Source organism: Rhodococcus sp. NPDC057297 (genome assembly GCF_042667435.1).
Taxonomy (GTDB): domain Bacteria; phylum Actinomycetota; class Actinomycetes; order Mycobacteriales; family Mycobacteriaceae; genus Rhodococcoides.
The window spans coordinates 284,089-300,430 of sequence record NZ_JBHUZE010000003.1 but is presented as its reverse complement, the minus strand read 5'-3'; the positions used below and the strand labels follow the sequence as shown (position 1 = coordinate 300,430).

Annotated in this window: 14 protein-coding genes; 10 read left to right on the top strand and 4 right to left on the bottom strand. The window is 64.8% G+C overall.

The features are described from left to right. Positions 1-135 precede the first annotated feature (135 nt). Entirely contained in the window at positions 136-1,953 is a 1,818-nt protein-coding gene (locus tag ACFULT_RS11365; RefSeq protein ID WP_378481493.1) for an NAD(P)-binding domain-containing protein, read from the top strand. Between the two features lie 74 nt (positions 1,954-2,027). Here ACFULT_RS11365 and ACFULT_RS11360 read toward each other — a convergent pair whose 3' ends face one another. Further along, on the bottom strand, positions 2,028-2,741 hold the full coding sequence (locus ACFULT_RS11360) for a GntR family transcriptional regulator (protein WP_037108586.1): 714 nt from the start codon (positions 2,739-2,741) through the stop codon (positions 2,028-2,030). Between the two features lie 149 nt (positions 2,742-2,890). Here ACFULT_RS11360 and ACFULT_RS11355 point away from each other — a divergent pair, with 149 nt between their 5' ends. From ACFULT_RS11355 to ACFULT_RS11330, 6 genes are read left to right on the top strand one after another with little or no spacing between them, the layout of a single operon-like run. Continuing rightward, positions 2,891-3,868, top strand: a complete 978-nt coding sequence (locus ACFULT_RS11355; RefSeq protein ID WP_037108584.1) for a BMP family protein — start codon at positions 2,891-2,893, stop codon at positions 3,866-3,868. Position 3,869: 1 nt separating this feature from the next. Continuing rightward, on the top strand, positions 3,870-5,366 hold the full coding sequence (locus ACFULT_RS11350; protein WP_378481492.1) for an ABC transporter ATP-binding protein: 1,497 nt from the start codon (positions 3,870-3,872) through the stop codon (positions 5,364-5,366). Further along, entirely contained in the window at positions 5,363-6,424 is a 1,062-nt protein-coding gene (locus ACFULT_RS11345; protein WP_378481491.1) for an ABC transporter permease, read from the top strand. Before ACFULT_RS11350 ends, ACFULT_RS11345 begins: the two co-directional genes overlap by 4 nt. Continuing rightward, positions 6,421-7,344 carry an ABC transporter permease gene (locus tag ACFULT_RS11340; RefSeq protein WP_094720509.1) on the top strand — a complete coding sequence of 308 codons (924 nt, stop codon included), beginning with the start codon at positions 6,421-6,423 and terminating at the stop codon, positions 7,342-7,344. The genes ACFULT_RS11345 and ACFULT_RS11340 overlap by 4 nt, the downstream gene beginning before the upstream one ends. A 9-nt stretch (positions 7,345-7,353) precedes the next feature. Next, complete coding sequence (locus ACFULT_RS11335; RefSeq protein ID WP_378481490.1) at positions 7,354-8,331, top strand: ornithine cyclodeaminase family protein; 978 nt, start codon at positions 7,354-7,356, stop codon at positions 8,329-8,331. Continuing rightward, complete coding sequence (locus ACFULT_RS11330; RefSeq protein ID WP_378481489.1) at positions 8,328-8,756, top strand: nucleoside deaminase; 429 nt, start codon at positions 8,328-8,330, stop codon at positions 8,754-8,756. The genes ACFULT_RS11335 and ACFULT_RS11330 overlap by 4 nt, the downstream gene beginning before the upstream one ends. 5 nt (positions 8,757-8,761) lie before the next feature. Here the strand turns inward: ACFULT_RS11330 and ACFULT_RS11325 are convergent, their stop codons facing one another. Beyond that, a complete protein-coding gene (locus ACFULT_RS11325) occupies positions 8,762-9,766 on the bottom strand; it encodes an aldo/keto reductase family protein (protein ID WP_378481488.1) in 1,005 nt (334 codons plus the stop codon). 75 nt (positions 9,767-9,841) lie between these two features. On the opposite strand from ACFULT_RS11325, the gene ACFULT_RS11320 reads away from it, so the two are divergent. The 3 genes from ACFULT_RS11320 to ACFULT_RS11310 all read left to right on the top strand — a co-directional run bounded on the left by ACFULT_RS11320 (position 9,842) and on the right by ACFULT_RS11310 (position 14,053). Continuing rightward, complete coding sequence (locus tag ACFULT_RS11320) at positions 9,842-11,410, top strand: sigma-54-dependent Fis family transcriptional regulator (RefSeq protein ID WP_378481487.1); 1,569 nt, start codon at positions 9,842-9,844, stop codon at positions 11,408-11,410. 65 nt (positions 11,411-11,475) lie between these two features. Further along, the gene (locus ACFULT_RS11315) at positions 11,476-12,933 is read left to right on the top strand and encodes an aldehyde dehydrogenase (RefSeq protein ID WP_037108567.1); all 1,458 of its coding nucleotides are present in this window, start codon (positions 11,476-11,478) and stop codon (positions 12,931-12,933) included. A 10-nt stretch (positions 12,934-12,943) separates the two neighbouring features. Next, a complete protein-coding gene (locus ACFULT_RS11310; protein WP_378481486.1) occupies positions 12,944-14,053 on the top strand; it encodes an NDMA-dependent alcohol dehydrogenase in 1,110 nt (369 codons plus the stop codon). A 56-nt stretch (positions 14,054-14,109) separates the two neighbouring features. On the opposite strand, the gene ACFULT_RS11305 is transcribed toward ACFULT_RS11310, so the two are convergent. Both ACFULT_RS11305 and ACFULT_RS11300 read right to left on the bottom strand, forming a co-directional pair. Further along, positions 14,110-15,099, bottom strand: coding sequence for an ABC transporter substrate-binding protein (locus ACFULT_RS11305; RefSeq protein ID WP_378481485.1), 990 nt, complete (start codon positions 15,097-15,099; stop codon positions 14,110-14,112). Positions 15,100-15,132: 33 nt separating this feature from the next. After that, entirely contained in the window at positions 15,133-16,338 is a 1,206-nt protein-coding gene (locus ACFULT_RS11300) for an acyl-CoA dehydrogenase family protein (protein WP_094720502.1), read from the bottom strand. Positions 16,339-16,342 lie beyond the last annotated feature (4 nt).

Here is a 16,342-nt window from a genome sequence, read left to right as displayed (position 1 = left end):
CGGACGTGGCGGCAGCTCTGATCGGCGACTTCGTCCGTGGTGTGCATCACGTGCAACCCACTGCAACTCTCGACCGCAGGTCACGAAGAGAGTGTGCTGGGTCACAGCACACGAACGAACGACAAGGGAGTTTCCATGACCCAGACCATCGAACCGCCCGTTCTCTCGCAGACACCGCAGCAGCGGGTCGACGCGTGGCTCGCGGATTTCGAAGCCGCGCTGCAGGCCCGTGACCTGGATCGCGTCGCGGCCAAGTTCGCCGTCGACAGCTTTTGGCGTGATCTGGTGACGTTCACCTGGAACCTCAAGACCGTCGAGGGCCGCGACGGAATCAAGGGGATGCTCGCCGAACGTCTCGAGGACACCGATCCGTCCGGGTTCCACACCACCGAGACGCCCGACGAGGCAGACGGGGTGACGTCTGCGTGGATCGAATTCGAGACCGCCACCAGCCGCGGCAAGGGGCACCTCCGTCTGAAAGGCGATGAAGGGTGGACCCTGCTCACGACGATGCAGGAGCTCAAGGGCCACGAGGAGCGTCAAGGGCACACCCGCATCAAGGGAGCAGTCCACGGTTCCAACGCCGACACCCAGAACTGGGCGGAGAAGAAGGAGATCGAGGAGAAGGAGCTCGGCTACACCGTGCAGCCGTATGCGCTGATCGTCGGTGGCGGCCAGGGCGGTATCGCTCTCGGCGCCCGGTTCCGCCAGCTGGGCGTCCCTGCCATCGTCGTCGATCGGGCGAACCGGCCGGGAGACCAGTGGCGCGGACGCTACAAGAGCCTCTGTCTGCACGACCCGGTCTGGTACGACCACCTCCCGTACTTGCCGTTCCCGCCGAACTGGCCGGTGTTCGCACCGAAGGACAAGATCGGCGACTGGCTCGAGATGTACACCAAGGTCATGGAGGTTCCGTACTGGAGCCGCACCACCGCCAAGACCGCCACGTACGACGAGACGGCGAAGGAATGGACCGTCGTCCTCGACCGCGACGGCGAAGAGGTGACTCTGCATCCCAAGCAGCTGATCATGGCCACCGGGATGTCCGGCAAGAAGAACGTGCCGAACTTCCCGGGCATGGAGGATTTCGAAGGCGAACAACACCATTCGAGCGAGCACCCGGGTCCCGACGCCTATGTCGGCAAGAAGGTCGTCGTCGTCGGCTCCAACAACTCGGCGCACGACATCTGCAAAGCGCTGTACGAGACCGGCGTGGACGTGACGATGCTGCAGCGCAGTTCGACGCACATCGTCAAATCGGATTCACTGTGCGAGATCGCCTTGGGTGATCTGTACTCCGAGCGGGCTGTGGAATCCGGAATGACAACGGGCAAGGCCGATCTGACGTTCGCGTCGCTGCCGTACCGAATCATGCACGAGTTCCAGATCCCGGTGTACCAACAGATCGCCGAGAAGGACAAGGACTTCTACGACCGGTTGGAGAAGGCAGGGTTCCAGCACGATTTCGGTGACGACGGCTCGGGCCTGTTCATGAAGTACCTGCGCCGCGGATCGGGCTACTACATCGACGTCGGCGCATCGGAGCTCGTCGCGGACGGCAAGATCAAACTCGTTGCCGGACAGGTCGAACGGATCGGCAAGAACAGCGTTGTACTGGAGGACGCGTCGGAACTGCCGGCCGACGTGATCGTCTACGCCACCGGCTACGGCTCGATGAACGGCTGGGTCGCCGACCTCATCGACCAGACGACGGCCGACAAGGTCGGCAAGGTGTGGGGCCTGGGCTCGGACACCACCAAGGATCCGGGTCCGTGGGAGGGCGAGCAGCGCAACATGTGGAAGCCGACGCAGCAGGAGAACCTGTGGTTCCACGGCGGCAACCTGCATCAGTCACGGCACTACTCGCTGTACCTGGCCCTGCAGATCAAGGCCAGGTACGAGGGCATCGACACCCCGGTCTACGGCCTACAGGAAGTGCATCACTTGCGCTGACGCTCCCTATGTGAGTGGAAATGCGCACCCCAGTGCGCATTTCCACTCACAGCGGTGTGTCTGCGTTCAGTGCCTCAGCCTGCGGATCGCCCGCGCCGACGCCCCTTCGTCGCCGCTACCGGGTCGATCCCGTCGTCGGCCCACGTGGCCGCGAGACGAAGGCTCATCTCTCGACCGGAGTGCACGTGCGAGAACGCCGACGCTGCAGCCCGGTCCGGGTCACGGCCCGCGATGGCTGCGTAGAGGTGCTCGTGTTCGAGGCATTGCTGACCGGGGTCGCGATCCTTCGTCAGGTGAAACAGCCACTGCACCCGAGCTTCCAGAGGCCGCAGCAGCGACTCGAGCAGCGGGTTCGCGGACATGTCGACGATCATCGAGTGGAACTTGGCGTTCGCGGCGGCGATGGCCGGTTTGTCGTCGGCCTTGGTCGCCGCCCGCGCGGCATCGAGTTGCGACGCCAATGCAGCCAACGAGTCGTCGTCGGCGCGTTCCGCAGCCAACCGCGCCGCCAGCACTTCGAGGCTTTCACGAACGTCGAACAGGTCCCGGACGTCGTCGACGGTGAACGGCGACACGATGGCACCCTGCCGCGGAACCAGTACGACGAGGCCGTCCTGCTGCAGCTGTTGCATCGCCTCACGCAGCGGAATGCGTGACACGTTCAGTTCGGTGGCGAGGTCGCGCTCGACCAATCGGGAGCCCGGGGACAACGACAGGTCGACGATGCGCTCTCGAATGGCGTCGTATGCGATCTCTCGCAACGACTTTCGCTCTTCGACCTGCACCATCCGGCTCCTTCGTCTCATCGTCTCCCACTTCGAGCCTAGACGGCCGAGCCGGGGTGAGAATTCCCTTACGGGGTTGTAACACGGGCGCAACACGAACCCTTCAGGCTTCTACTTAACGGTATACCACTAACCAGTAGGAGCCCGATCCCATGAAACGCACGCTTGCACTCGTCGCCGTCGCTGCGACCACCCTGACCCTCGGCGCCTGCAGTTCCGACGACTCCAGCTCCTCCGGGGACACCTTGTCGGTCGGCGTTTTCTTCCCCGGCTCGATCTCCGACACCGGGTTCATGGAATCCGGATACCTCGGCTACCAGCGGATTCTCGACGCCTACGGGGACAAAGTCGACGCCAGCTATGTCGAGCAGGTCGCCGCCCCTGACTACCAGCAGGCATTGCAGCGATTCGCATCCGAGAACGATCTCGTCATCTCCGTCGGCGGACAGACCGACGCAGACGTCCGCAAGGTTGCACCCCAGTTCCCGGACGTGAAGTTCGTCGAGATCGGTGGGCCCGCGGACGCCGAGCCACTCGACAACCTCGCCTACTACGACCCGCAGCAGGCCGAAGCCGAGTTCCTCTCGGGTGCAGTTGCTGCCAGCGTGTCCACCACCGGCGCGGTCGCGTTCGTCGGCGGCGTCGAACTGCCTGCGATCGTCAACGCCGCCGCGTCGTTCGAGGAAGGTGCAAAGTTCACCCGTCCGGACATTCGGGTTCTGAGCCCGCAATACGTGGGGGACTTCAACGATCCTGCCAAGGCAAAGCAGGCAGCAAGTGCCGAATTCGCCGGTGGTGCCGACGTTCTCGGCCAGATTGTGAACCTCGGCAAGCAGGGCCTCCAGCAAGCCGCACGGGAATCCGGTGCGCGGCTCAGCGGCGGACCCATCCCCGGTGACTGCTCCGACCCGGCCTACGTCGGCTACGTCCGCACCGACATCGGCACCGAGATCGAGTACGCAGTGTCCTCGGCTCTCGACGGAACGTGGGCCGCCGAGCAGGTCCCCTTCGGCTTGACCTCGGACAAGGGCGGCACCGACTACCTCCTGTGCGGGACCGACGACGCAGCAACCCTGGCGCTGGAGAACGCCAAGGCAGCATTGACCGACGGAACCGCAGGATCGCAGTGACATGTTGACACTCAACGCGATCGGAAAACGATACGGTGACGTCGATGCACTCACCGACGTGTCGATGACCGTCGCCCCGGGAACCGTGCATTGCATTCTCGGCGAGAACGGTGCGGGCAAGTCGACACTCTGCAACATCGTCTTCGGAACCACCGCCGCATCCATCGGCACAATGACACTCCAGGACAAGCCTTACTCCCCGACCTCGCCTGCCGATGCCATAGCGTCGGGAATCGCCATGGTGCACCAGCACTTCAGCCTCGTGAACACCATGACCGTCCGCGAGAACCTGCTGCTCGGACACCGCGGGTACCGACTTCCGCTGGATCGCTTGGACGCGGACCTGCGCCGAATCGACGACTCCTACGGCCTGTCCGTCGATCTCGACGCTCCCACCGCCGAGCTCCCCGTCGGAGCGCGCCAGAAGGTCGAGATCGTCAAAGCGCTTCTGCGGCAACCGTCGTTGATACTGCTCGACGAGCCGACGGCCGTCCTCGACCCCGGTGAGATCGACTCGCTGATCGAGACGTGCCGCGCGCTCGCCGACGACGGCAAGTCCGTCGTCATGATCACACACAAGCTCGGCGAGGTCAGCCGTGTCGCCGACGAGGCCACCGTCCTGCGAGGCGGGCGTGTCACCGGCGGCGGAGTCATGGCCCAGACCACGGTCGGCGCCCTGCTCACCGACATGGTCGGAACCGAGACAGCCACGACCCATGCCCGACGCCTCGGCCCCGCGCCGTCACGTGAGGTTGCCATGCGTGTCGAACAGGTCTCGTGCGCGCGGAGCGACGGAAGCATCGCACTCGACGGAGTCGACCTGTCCGTACGGCGCGGCGAGATCGTCGGTATCGCAGGCGTCGAGGGCAACGGGCAGTCCGAGCTCGCATCGATTCTTTCCGGAGCCGAGATTTCGCATACCGGCCGAATCACGTTGAACGAACGGGACATCACGGCAGTGAACCCAGCCGGTAGGACCCGGGCGGGCCTCGGCGTCGTCCCGGAGGACCGGCAAGCGGAGGGCATCGTCGGAGATCTCACGATCACCGAGAACCTGCTTCTGCCGCGGACCCGTGAGTTCCGCCGATTCGGTCTGTTGAACCGTGCGGCCATGCAGACGGCGTCGACTGCTGCGATCGACGAGTACTCGATCCGCACGTCGGGTCCCGATGCACCGATCCGGTCGCTGTCGGGAGGAAACCAGCAGAAAGTCGTTCTCGCACGCGAACTGTCGATCGACGGACTCTCGGCCGTGGTTGCCGCTCAACCGACCCGCGGACTCGACATCGGCTCCGTCGGGTTCGTCCTGGACCGGCTTCGCGAGGTAGCGAACGACGGCGTAGGTGTACTCGTGATCTCCAGCGAAATGGACGAACTCATGGCCGTGTGCGATCGCATACTCGTCGCATACCGTGGACGTCTGCTCGGCCCCATCGACGTCGATTCCGCCACCGCGCAGGACGAGATCACCGAGTTGATGATGGGGGTGGCGGCATGACACGTCATCCACTCGTCGTCGGGTTCGCTGCCCTCGTCGTCGCCGCCGTCGTCGGACTGGCACTGGCGTTCACCGCGGGCGCTGGACCGGCCGAGACGTCGGAAGCACTGTTCGACGGCATGTTCGGGTCACCGTTCGCCGTCGGTACGTCACTGAACAATGCGGCGCTGCTCATGCTGATCGCCGCCGGATTCACCATCGCGTACCGGGCAGGCCTGGTGAACGTCGGTGGTGAGGGCCAGATGTGCCTCGGCGGTATCTGCGCCACCGCCGTCGGCGTCTCGCTGCCGGAGTCGTTTCCTTCCGTCCTCGGTGTGTCCGCAGTCCTGATCGCTGCCGCGCTCGGGGGCGCGGCCTGGGCGTCCATCGCGGCGTACCTGAAGGTCCGGCGTGGAACCAGCGAGATCATCACAACCCTGCTGCTCAATTTCGTCGGTCTCGCTGCCGTCGTACTCGTCGTCCACGAGCCCGCCTTGCTGCGTCAGCCGATGACCTCGTCGGAGACCCTCCCGCAGTCCGAGGCGCTCCGCGAACCGGGCCAGGTGGCGTTGCTGGGATTGCACAAATCGCCGGCGACCATCGCACTGATCATTGCACTCGTCGCCGTCGTCGCGGTGGGAGTGCTGCTCCAGCGCACGCCGACAGGACTGAAACTGCAGTCGGTCGGGTTGTCACCTACGGCATCGCGTCGGCTCGGAATCTCGGTGCAGGCGTATCGCTTCGGGAGCCTCACCGTAGCCGGCGCATTCTCCGGTGTCGCCGGCGGCCTGATAGTCGCGACGGCACCCTTCGTTCTCGCCGAGGGATTCTCGTCGGGCTTCGGGTTCACCGGCCTGGTCGTCGGGCTCCTCGCCCGCGGTTCCATGACGGCCGTGGCCTGCGTGTCACTTCTGCTCGGATTCCTCGTGTCGGGCGGGATCAATTTGCAGCTGGCAGTCGGTGTACCCGCCTCCACGGTCTCGGTCGTCGAATCGGTGCTGATCATTCTGATCGCCGGTGCGTCGATATGGACCACCACCACAGTTCGTGCCCGCACGAAGGAAGCGGTCCTGGTATGAGTACAGCAATCGTCACCGAAGTCGTCTCCAGTGGAGTCGGTTTCGCCATCCCGCTTCTCGTCGCCGCGAGCGGTGAGTCCATCAGCGAACGCGCAGGAGTACTGAACCTCAGCATGGAAGGCATGATGCTGACCGGTGCCTTCGCCAGCATTCTGGCCACCGCGGACACAGGGTCACCGATCCTCGGTGTCCTCGCCGGCATCGTCGCCGCCACGATCTTCGGCGTCGCCCAGGCCGCGTTGAGCGTTCGGTTCCGCGCTGACCAGATCGTCATCGGCATCGCGAGCAACGCACTTGCTCTCGGACTGACGACGTTCTTCTCCCGCACGCTGCTGTCGGACGGGAAAGGGCAGTCCGTGCCCGGATTCCAATCGCTGAACATTCCTCTGCTCAGCGACATCCCCGTGATCGGTCCCGCGATCTTCGGCCAAACCGTCCTCGGCTACGCGTGCATCGCAATCGTCGTCGCGCTCGCCGTCATCCTCTCCAAACGCAGCACACCGGGCCTGACGATCGACGCCGTCGGTGAGGACGCCGTCTCAGCACAGTGGACCGGATTGCCCGTCAGACGAGTTCGGTACCTCTGCGTCCTGTTGGCCGCGGCAACCGGAGGCCTTGCCGGTTCACAACTCGCCCTGTCCGAAGTACATTCGTTCAGCGACAACATGACCGGCGGACTCGGCTATCTTGCCGTCGTCGCGGTGATCGCAGGTCGATGGAGAATTCTCGGCATCGTCTACGCCTGCATCTTCTTCGGGATCGCCCAGGCACTGCAGTTCGCGCTCCCCGCGCTCGGCGTCGACATCCCCTTCGCTCTGCTCGTCATGCTGCCCTACGTCATCGCCATCGTCGCCATCACCGGCTTCGTGGGTGGACGAAGCGCACCGACCAACCTCACGGTCCCCTACGCGGGACGATAGGACTTTTCGATGACACTGATACTCAGTCATTCCGACATCACGACGCTGATCGACCGGACGGAAATCTACGACGCCGTCGAACGCGCCCACGCAGCACTCGCGACCGGGCAGGCGCAGAATCCGGGTCCGGTGTCGATGCCACTCCCCCACAGCGGAAGTGCACTTCCGATGGTCGCCGCGGGGTTCGGATCCAGCGCGGTGAAGCTGTTGTCCGACATGCCGTTCAACGCGTCCCGCGGACTCCCCACCCAGAGATCCACCATCGTCGTCAACTCAGCAGACACCGGGGAATGCGAAGCGATTCTCGACGGCCGGGCCATCACGGCAATCCGGACCGCCGCTGTGAGCGCCGTCGCCACGGCTCACCTGTCGCGGGAGAACAGCACGGTGCTCGGGCTCGTAGGGGCAGGCACCCTCGCGATCGAACACACCCGCGCCATCGCACGTATCCGCGGCATCGAGAAGGTCCTCGTGTGGTCGCGCTCGGTGTCGACCGTCGACAGATACGCCGCTGCCGTCGCGGACCTGGGTCTGGCCGTCGAGCCTGCCGGGTCACCGCGCGAGGCGACGACACGGGCCGACGTACTGTGCACGCTGACGCCGTCGAAAGAACCGATAGTTCAGGGTGATTGGTTTCATCCGGGCCTACACGTCAATGCCGTCGGCGCTCCCCCGCGTCCCGATCATCGTGAAATCGACTCCGGCGGCATGAAGGTGGCGACGGTGTTCGTCGACGCCATCTCCACGACGCTGGCCAAGTCCGGGGACGCCCTGCTGGCCATCTCCGACGGCACCATCTCGGAGGCCGATCTGACGATCGAGCTGGGCCATGTCGTCGTAGGCTCGAAGCCGGGAAGGACGTCCGACGACGAGGTGACGTTGTTCGATTCCGTCGGAATCGGTCTACAGGATCTGGTCTCGGCGCGCACACTGATCGACAAAGCATACGAATTGGGAGTAGGTACGACCGTGGATCTTTCGTCATGAGCGACGCACATCTGAGCCGAGCGATCGCGCTGGCCGTCGAGGCGGGCGAGGCAGGCAACCGACCGTTCGGGGCGGTACTCGTCGGCGCCGACGGCACCGTGCTGGCCGAGGGCCGCAACGAAGTCGCGTCGGCCGGCGATGTCACCGCGCACGCGGAGTTGGTCGCGATCCGCGGCGCCGCGACGGCCGAGAACGCAACCATGTACGCCAGCGGCGAGCCGTGCCCCATGTGCAGTGCCGCCATGGTGTGGGCCGGCGTCACGCGCATCGTGTTCGGGGCCTCGGAACCCGAGTTCTCGAAGATCCTCGACGGCGGTCCACGGTTCTCACTGCGCTGCGCCGAGGTCGTCGGCGCAGCGGACGTGGACATCACCGTCGAGGGTCCGGTCGACGAGGCCGACGCGTTGAAAGCCTTCCGTTCGTGAGCGCTCTACACCAGGCGCGCCTCGGGTGACTGCGTCTTCGCCGGGTCGGTTTCGATCGATCCGGCGAGGGCGTCGTCGATCTTCTTCAGCACGTCCGCGTCCAAGGCGACTTCCGACGCCTTGATGTTCTCCGCGATCTGCTCGGGGCGTGACGCACCGACCAGTGCGGCGGCGATGTTGTCGTTCGCGAGTACCCAGGCGACCGCGAGCTGAGCCATCGTGATGCCGAGCGACTCGGCGATCGGCTTCAATTCCTGAACGCGCGTGAGTGTTTCGTCGTTGAGGTAGCGCTCGATCATCTTGTCGCCACCCTTGTCGTCGGTGGCACGCGAGCCCTCGGGCAGCGGCTGACCGGGCAGGTACTTGCCGGTGAGAACACCCTGAGCGATCGGCGACCACACGATCTGAGAGATGCCCAGTTCCTTCGACGTCGGGATCACCTCGGATTCGATGACTCGCCACAACGCCGAGTACTGCGGCTGGTTGGAGACGATGGAGAAACCGTTCTCGCGGGCCAGCGCCTGACCCCGGCGCAGCTGATCGGCCGTCCACTCCGAGACCCCGATGTACAGGGCCTTGCCCTGACGGACGACGTCCCCGAACGCGGCGATGGTCTCCTCGAGCGGAGTCTCGAAGTCGAAACGATGAGCCTGGTAGAGGTCGACGTAGTCGGTGCTCAGCCGTCGGAGGGACGCGTCGATGCCCTCGAAGATGTGCTTGCGGGACAGTCCGGTGTCGTTGGGACCCTTCGGCCCGACCGGGAAGTACACCTTGGTGAAGATCTCCAACGATTCACGCCGAACACCCTTCAGCGCCTCACCGAGCACGGTTTCGGCGGCGCCGTTCGCGTAAACGTCCGCGGTGTCGAACGTCGTGATCCCCGCATCGAGGGCGGCATGCACGCACTGCGTCGCGACATCGTTCTCGACCTGCGAACCGTGAGTGAGCCAGTTTCCGTATGTGATCTCCGAGATCTTGAGTCCACTGTTGCCGAGGTATCTGTACGCCATGACGAAAACGCTACCCGCGGGGCGGTGCCTCTGCGCTAGCCTCGTGTCACGAGGGACAACGAGGAGCACGGTGTGGTGCGTGAGCAGATCGCATTGTCGTGGCAACGCTCTGCCTCCAGCGGGCTGGAACCCGCCCACTCGCTCGAACAATCCGCTCTACGTGACGTGGACCGGCGCAGTCGCCTCCTCGCCGCCGCCGACCCGATCCTCGACCGCATGGAAAGCATGCTCGACGGTTCCGGCTACTGCGTACTGCTCGCCGACCGCGACGCCCGGCTCGTCGATCTCCGCTTCGGCACGCGAACACTGCGCGACGTCGTGTTCGGCGTCGGCGCCGTCGTCGGCCGATCCTTCACCGAGGAGGCGTCGGGCACCAACTCGATCTCCACGTCGTTCGAACTCCGTAAACCCCTGGCCGTTCGGGGCAGCGAGCACTACATGGAGTCGATGAAGGGCTTCAGCTGCTACGGCCACCCGCTGATCCATCCGATCACCAAACGCATCGAGGGCGTCCTCGACATCACGTTCCTCGAATCCGAGGACAACCCTCTGCTCCAGCCGATGCTCGCCCACTCCGCGCAGGACATCCAGGGCCGGTTGCTGGAAGAGACGCGCAGCGGCGAGCAACGCCTCTTCCAGGCATTCCAACATGCGTCGGCCCGGCGACGCGGCGCACCCGTCGTCGCGATCGGTGACGAACTTCTGCTCGAGAACACGTCCGCCGCCGCCATGATCGACACCGTCGACCACGCCGCGCTGCGGTCACTGACGGACGAGTCGATCCGTCGCAGCGGAGTCATCGACTCCGTCGTCCTGAACTCCGGAGCCCGGGCACTGGTGCGATGGGAGAGGCCGGTGTCCGGCACCGGCGTCGTCCTCGAGATCGATGTGCTCGACGAGCCCGCGCGCCGTACGTCGGCAGCGGCCACGTCCCAGCCCCTGTGTGTCGTCGGCGAACCGGGAACGGGCAAGTCGACGACACTGGCCAGGCTCACCGCCGCCCGCGCGCCACGATGGTTCGACGCCGCCGACCTCGTCACGACGACACCCGCGGCGTGGCTCGCATCCGTCGAAACACAGGTGACGGCTGGTGCCGACGTCGTGGTGAAGAACATTCACCTGGCAGACGCGCCCATCGCGCACCGACTGCACGCGCTGTTGAAGTCGGCGCGTGGATGGTTCGCACTGTCCAGCTCCATCCGGGACACGTCCACGGCGGAGCACCGCCAACTGCTGTCGCTGTGCACGGACACCGTCGAGCTCGCTCCGCTCAGGTCCAGGCGTCACGAAATTCCCGACCTGGTCCGCGGAATGCTCGCGGAAATCGGCTCCCGTGCCCGGTTCACCCCGGACGCCATGCGCGCTCTCATCGATCACGATTGGCCCGGCAACATCGGCGAACTACGCGACGAAGTGATGAGCGCGGCAGCCCGCAGGTCCGTCGGCGACATCAGCGAACACGACCTGGTCAGGCCCGGTGCGCGGGGTGCGTCGAGTCGCCTGACGGCTCTCGACGCAGCGATGCGCGATGCCATCGTGCACGAACTCGCTCGATGCGGGGGCAACAAAGCCGCCACCGCGGACAGCCTCGGAATCAGCCGCACCACGCTGTACAAGCGAATGAAGGAACTCGGCATCCACTGAGCACCGCGTGGAGAACGTCCAGTTTTTGAACACTCACCCGGCGTGATGCGGGTCACGATCTATGCATGAGTACAGATACGGCAATACACGCGGCGTCGCTGTTCATCGGCGGCGAGTGGGCACCCCCGAGTTCGTCGGCGAGGATCGACGTCCGGTCGGCCAGTACCGAACAGATCATCGGCTCGGTTCCGGAGGCGCAGGAGGCAGACGTCGACGCAGCCGTCGCGGCCGCCCGTCGCGCGTTCGAGGATCCCAGCGGCTGGAGTCAGTGGGCGCCGTCGGACCGCGCCGACGCTCTGGACCGGCTCGCCGACGAACTCGAAGCGCGCGGTGAGCAGATAGCCCGCACGGTCTCGGCGCAGAACGGGATGCCGATTTCGATCGCACTGCAGCTCGAAGCAGGATTTCCCGTCGCGGTCGTCAGGTATTACGCCGGGCTTGCGAGGACGGCGACGTTCGAGGAATCGCACCCGCACCTACTCGGCGGCACGACGACGGTGCGTCGGGAACCCATCGGCGTCGTCGGCGCCATCGCGCCGTGGAACTTCCCCCAGACTCTCGCGGCGTTCAAGCACGCACCCGCTCTGGCGGCCGGGTGCACCATCGTCATCAAGCCGTCACCGGAAACCGTCCTCGACTCGGTTCCGTTCGCCGAAGCCGTCATGGCGGCCGGCATTCCGCCCGGAGTGGTCAACATCGTTCCCGGCGGGCGCGAGGTAGGCGCCTACCTCGTATCGCACCCGGGTATCGACAAGGTTGCGTTCACCGGATCCACTGCCGCCGGGCGGTCGATCGCCGAGACCTGCGGACGACTGCTGCGGCCCGTCACGCTGGAACTGGGCGGCAAGTCCGCGGCGATCGTCCTCGACGACGCCGAACTCGATCTTGCGAAAATCGGTGAAGACCTCTTCGGTGCAACGTTTCTCAACAACGGCCAGACGTGTTTTCTCGGCACCCGAGTGCTCGCGCCACGCAGTCGATACGACGAGGTGGTCGGCGTACTCGAAGCATTCGCACAATCACTCGCCGTCGGCGATGCACTGGATCCGGCGACGCAGATCGGTCCGATGGCCAGTGAGAGGCAACGAGATCGAGTCGAGGGCTACATCGCGAAGGGCAGCGGCGACGGTGCCCGGCTGGTCACCGGAGGTGTCCGGCCGTCCGATCTCGATCGCGGGTGGTTCGTGTCGCCGACGGTGTTCGCCGACGTCGAGAACGATCACGCCATCGCGCAGGAGGAAATTTTCGGGCCTGTGCTGTCGGTGATCCCGTACAGCGACGAAGCGGACGCCATCCGCATCGCCAACGACACCGACTTCGGGCTCGGTGGCACCGTCTGGACCTCCGACGACGAACGAGGGTACGGCGTCGCCAAGCAGATTCGCACCGGAACCATCGGCATCAACCGCTACATGGTCGACCCGGGTTCGCCGTTCGGTGGCGTCAAGGACAGCGGCATCGGCCGCGAACTCGGCCCTGACGCCCTCGGCAACTTCCAACAGTTCAAGTCCATCTACCGCTAGGAGATCTTTCGTGAAGACCAAAGCTGCAGTTCTTTTCGAAGCACACAAGCCGTTCGAGATCCTCGAACTCGAGCTGGACGGTCCCGGCCCGGGTGAAGTCCTGATCAAGTACGTCGCTGCCGGACTGTGCCACTCGGACCTCCATCTGCTCGACGGTGACCTCCCGCCGCGCTTCCCCATCGTCGGCGGCCACGAAGGCTCCGGCATCATCGAGGAAGTGGGGCCCGGCGTGACCAAGGTCAAGCCCGGCGATCACGTCGTCTGTTCGTTCATCCCCAACTGCGGTACCTGTCGCTACTGTTCGACGGGCCGACAGAACCTGTGCGACATGGGCGCAACGATTCTCGAAGGCTGCATGCCCGACGGCTCCTTCCGGCGTCGCGACAGCAAGGGAACCGAGTTCGGCGCGATGTGCATGCTGGGAACCTTCGCCGAACGCGCCACGATCTCGCAACACTCCGTCGTGAAGATCGACGACTGGTTGCCCTTGGAGACAGCGGTTCTCGTCGGATGCGGCGTGCCGTCGGGCTGGGGCACCTCCGTGTACGCGGGTGGCGTGCGGGCCGGAGACTCGGTGATCATCTACGGCATCGGCGGTCTCGGCATCAACGCGGTGCAGGGCGCGGTGCACGCGGGCGCCAAGCACGTCCTCGTCGTCGATCCGCTGGAATTCAAGCGGAACCAGGCGTTGAAGTTCGGCGCGACACATGCCTTCGCGGACTACGCCTCCGCGCAGGAGAAGCTCACCGAGCTCACCTGGGGCCAGGGCGCGGACCAGGCGCTGATTCTCGTCGGCACCGTCGACGAGGAAGTGGTCCAGGCAGCGACGGCCGCCATCGGCAAGGGAGGCACCGTCGTCATCACCGGACTCGCCGACCCCGAGGCGCTGACCGTTCACGTCTCCGGTACGGACCTGACGCTCAACCAGAAGACGATCAAGGGCACACTGTTCGGCTCCGCGAACCCTCAGTACGACATCGTCCGTCTGCTGCGCCTCTACGACGCCGGCCAGCTCAAGCTCGACGAGCTGATCACCAACACGTATTCACTCGAGCAGGTGAACGAGGGGTACCAGGATCTGCGAGACGGCAAGAACATGCGAGGGGTGATTCACCTCTAGGGCCCTGTGAGTACTTGTGTAGGTCTTGACCTACACAAGTACTCACAAGGGGGGAGCTAGCCGCCTACCGCCTCGAGCTGGGGGCGAATCTTGTCCACCGAGTACTCGATCGACGCCTTGGACGGCAGGTTGAATCCGACGACCGTGGCGTAGTCCTGCACCGAGACGCCACCGCTCGCCACGGCGGGCAGGGAATCGAAGCCAGGCAGGGCCTCGAGGTCGGCGGCGGTTCCACCGTTGGGCAGCATGACGACCAGGTCGGCAGTGAGTTCGTTGATCCGTTCAGGACTGAATACCAACCGGCCGCTCGTCGCCTCAGGCGAGGCTGCGAGGTCCGCAGGAACACCGAGACCGATGCTGCCGAAGACCTGCGCGGCACCGTCGTCGGGATCGACGACGGCGACGAGTTGCTGTGTGGCGACGATGTACTGGGCGAGCACCGCGGTCTTGCCGTCCAAGCCTGGGTACTCGGCGGCAATGCCGTCGGTGAAGCCTTCGCCCTCGGCGATGATCGCCTGCGCGTCGTCCTCACGGTCGAAGATTTTTCCGAGCGTCTCGATCTGCCACTGCCAACTGTCCACCGTGCTCTTCTCGGGGAACACCGTGGGCGCGACCTCACTGAGCGACTTGTACGGATCGGGAGATGCGATCCCCGCCACCAGAATGAGATCCGGATCCAATGCCGCGATCTCCTCCACGGGCGGGGTCGCGTTCATCGTGTCGACCGACGTCGAATCGAGCATCACGGAATCCTCGGTCAGGGCCGTCTGCCAGGGGAACAGCTTCCGCTCGTCTCCCTGAGATCCTGCGGAGATGTAGCCGACCGGGGAGATGTCGAACTCCGCCAGCGCGTCCACCCACTGTTGCCCGAGGGCGACGATGCGCTCGGGCGTTCCCTGTATCGTCGTCGAGCCGACGACGTGGTCGATGGTCACCGACCTGTCGTTCGACCCAGCAGAGCTACTGTCCCCCGAGTCACTGCTGCACGCGACGAGGCCGACAAGTGCCACCGAGGCGATGATCATGCGCATCACGGTCCGCTTCATGCGCGTGAAATTAGCACAGCCTCGCCTAAGTCACTAGAGGTACTTCTTCAACTCCATCCGCGCGATCGACAGCTTGTGCACCTCGTCCGGGCCGTCCGCCAGCCGCAGTGTCCGCACGTGCGCGTACATCATGGCCAACGGGAAATCGTTGCTGACACCGCCGCCGCCGTGGACCTGAATGGCCCGGTCGATGATCTTCAACGCCATCTCCGGCGCGGCGACCTTGATGGCCGCGATCTCGGTGCGAGCTTCCTTGTTCCCGACGGTGTCCATCAGGTATGCCGCTTTGAGCGTGAGCAGACGTGTCTTCTCGATCTCGATCCGCGCCTCGGCGATCCAGTCCTGAATGTTGGCGCGCATAGCGACGGGCTTGCCGAAGGTCACCCTCGACACTGCACGGCGACACAGCAATTCCAATGCCCGCTCGGCGACACCGATGGTCCGCATGGCGTGATGGATCCGCCCGGGGCCCAACCGTGCCTGACTGATCGCGAAACCCTCACCCGGTCCCTTCAACACGTCCTTCGACGGCACGCGCACGTCCTCGAAGAGCACCTCTGCGTGACCTTCACGATCCACGTAACCGAACACCGGCAGGTTACGCAGTACCGTCACACCCGGCGCGTCTATCGGAACGACGAGCATCGACTGCTGCCGGTGGGTTGCCGCGTCGGGTTCCGTCTTGCCCATGACGATGAGGACTTTGCAGTTCTTGTGCATCGCGTTCGACGTCCACCACTTACGCCCGTTGAGGATGTAGTCGTCGCCGTCGCGTTCCATCTTCATGGCGATGTTGGTGGCGTCGGAGCTTGCCACGTCGGGTTCGGTCATCGCGAACGCGGAGCGAATAGTGCCGTCCAGCAACGGTTTCAGGTACTTCTCCTTGTGCTCGTCGCTCCCGAAGAGCGTGAACACTTCCATGTTGCCCGTGTCGGGCGCGTTGCAGTTGCACGCTTCCGGGGCGAGGAGACTGCGCCCCATGATCTCCGCGAGAGGCGCGTATTCGAGGTTGGTCAGACCCGGTCCCCACTCCGGATGTGGGTGAAACAGATTCCACAGCCCGCGAGATCGCGCTTCCTTCTTCAAATCCTCGATGATCTGCGGTTGCGCATGCGGATCGCCCAGCTCGCGCATCTGCTCGTCGTACACCGACTCTGCCGGGTAGACGTGCGAATCCATGAAGTCGAGCAGATCGGTCTGATACTTGCGTCCGCGTTCGGTGGTTTCGAAGAACGACACGTGT

What these genes read in the sequence shown, in the direction of transcription:
- ACFULT_RS11365 (WP_378481493.1), top strand. Translation starts at nt 136, where the DNA reads ATGACCCAGACCATCGAACCGCCCGTTCTCTCGCAGACACCGCAGCAG.
- ACFULT_RS11360 (WP_037108586.1), bottom strand. Translation starts at nt 2,741, where the DNA reads ATGGTGCAGGTCGAAGAGCGAAAGTCGTTGCGAGAGATCGCATACGAC.
- ACFULT_RS11355 (WP_037108584.1), top strand. Translation starts at nt 2,891, where the DNA reads ATGAAACGCACGCTTGCACTCGTCGCCGTCGCTGCGACCACCCTGACC.
- ACFULT_RS11350 (WP_378481492.1), top strand. Translation starts at nt 3,870, where the DNA reads ATGTTGACACTCAACGCGATCGGAAAACGATACGGTGACGTCGATGCA.
- ACFULT_RS11345 (WP_378481491.1), top strand. Translation starts at nt 5,363, where the DNA reads ATGACACGTCATCCACTCGTCGTCGGGTTCGCTGCCCTCGTCGTCGCC.
- ACFULT_RS11340 (WP_094720509.1), top strand. Translation starts at nt 6,421, where the DNA reads ATGAGTACAGCAATCGTCACCGAAGTCGTCTCCAGTGGAGTCGGTTTC.
- ACFULT_RS11335 (WP_378481490.1), top strand. Translation starts at nt 7,354, where the DNA reads ATGACACTGATACTCAGTCATTCCGACATCACGACGCTGATCGACCGG.
- ACFULT_RS11330 (WP_378481489.1), top strand. Translation starts at nt 8,328, where the DNA reads ATGAGCGACGCACATCTGAGCCGAGCGATCGCGCTGGCCGTCGAGGCG.
- ACFULT_RS11325 (WP_378481488.1), bottom strand. Translation starts at nt 9,766, where the DNA reads ATGGCGTACAGATACCTCGGCAACAGTGGACTCAAGATCTCGGAGATC.
- ACFULT_RS11315 (WP_037108567.1), top strand. Translation starts at nt 11,476, where the DNA reads ATGAGTACAGATACGGCAATACACGCGGCGTCGCTGTTCATCGGCGGC.
- ACFULT_RS11305 (WP_378481485.1), bottom strand. Translation starts at nt 15,099, where the DNA reads ATGAAGCGGACCGTGATGCGCATGATCATCGCCTCGGTGGCACTTGTC.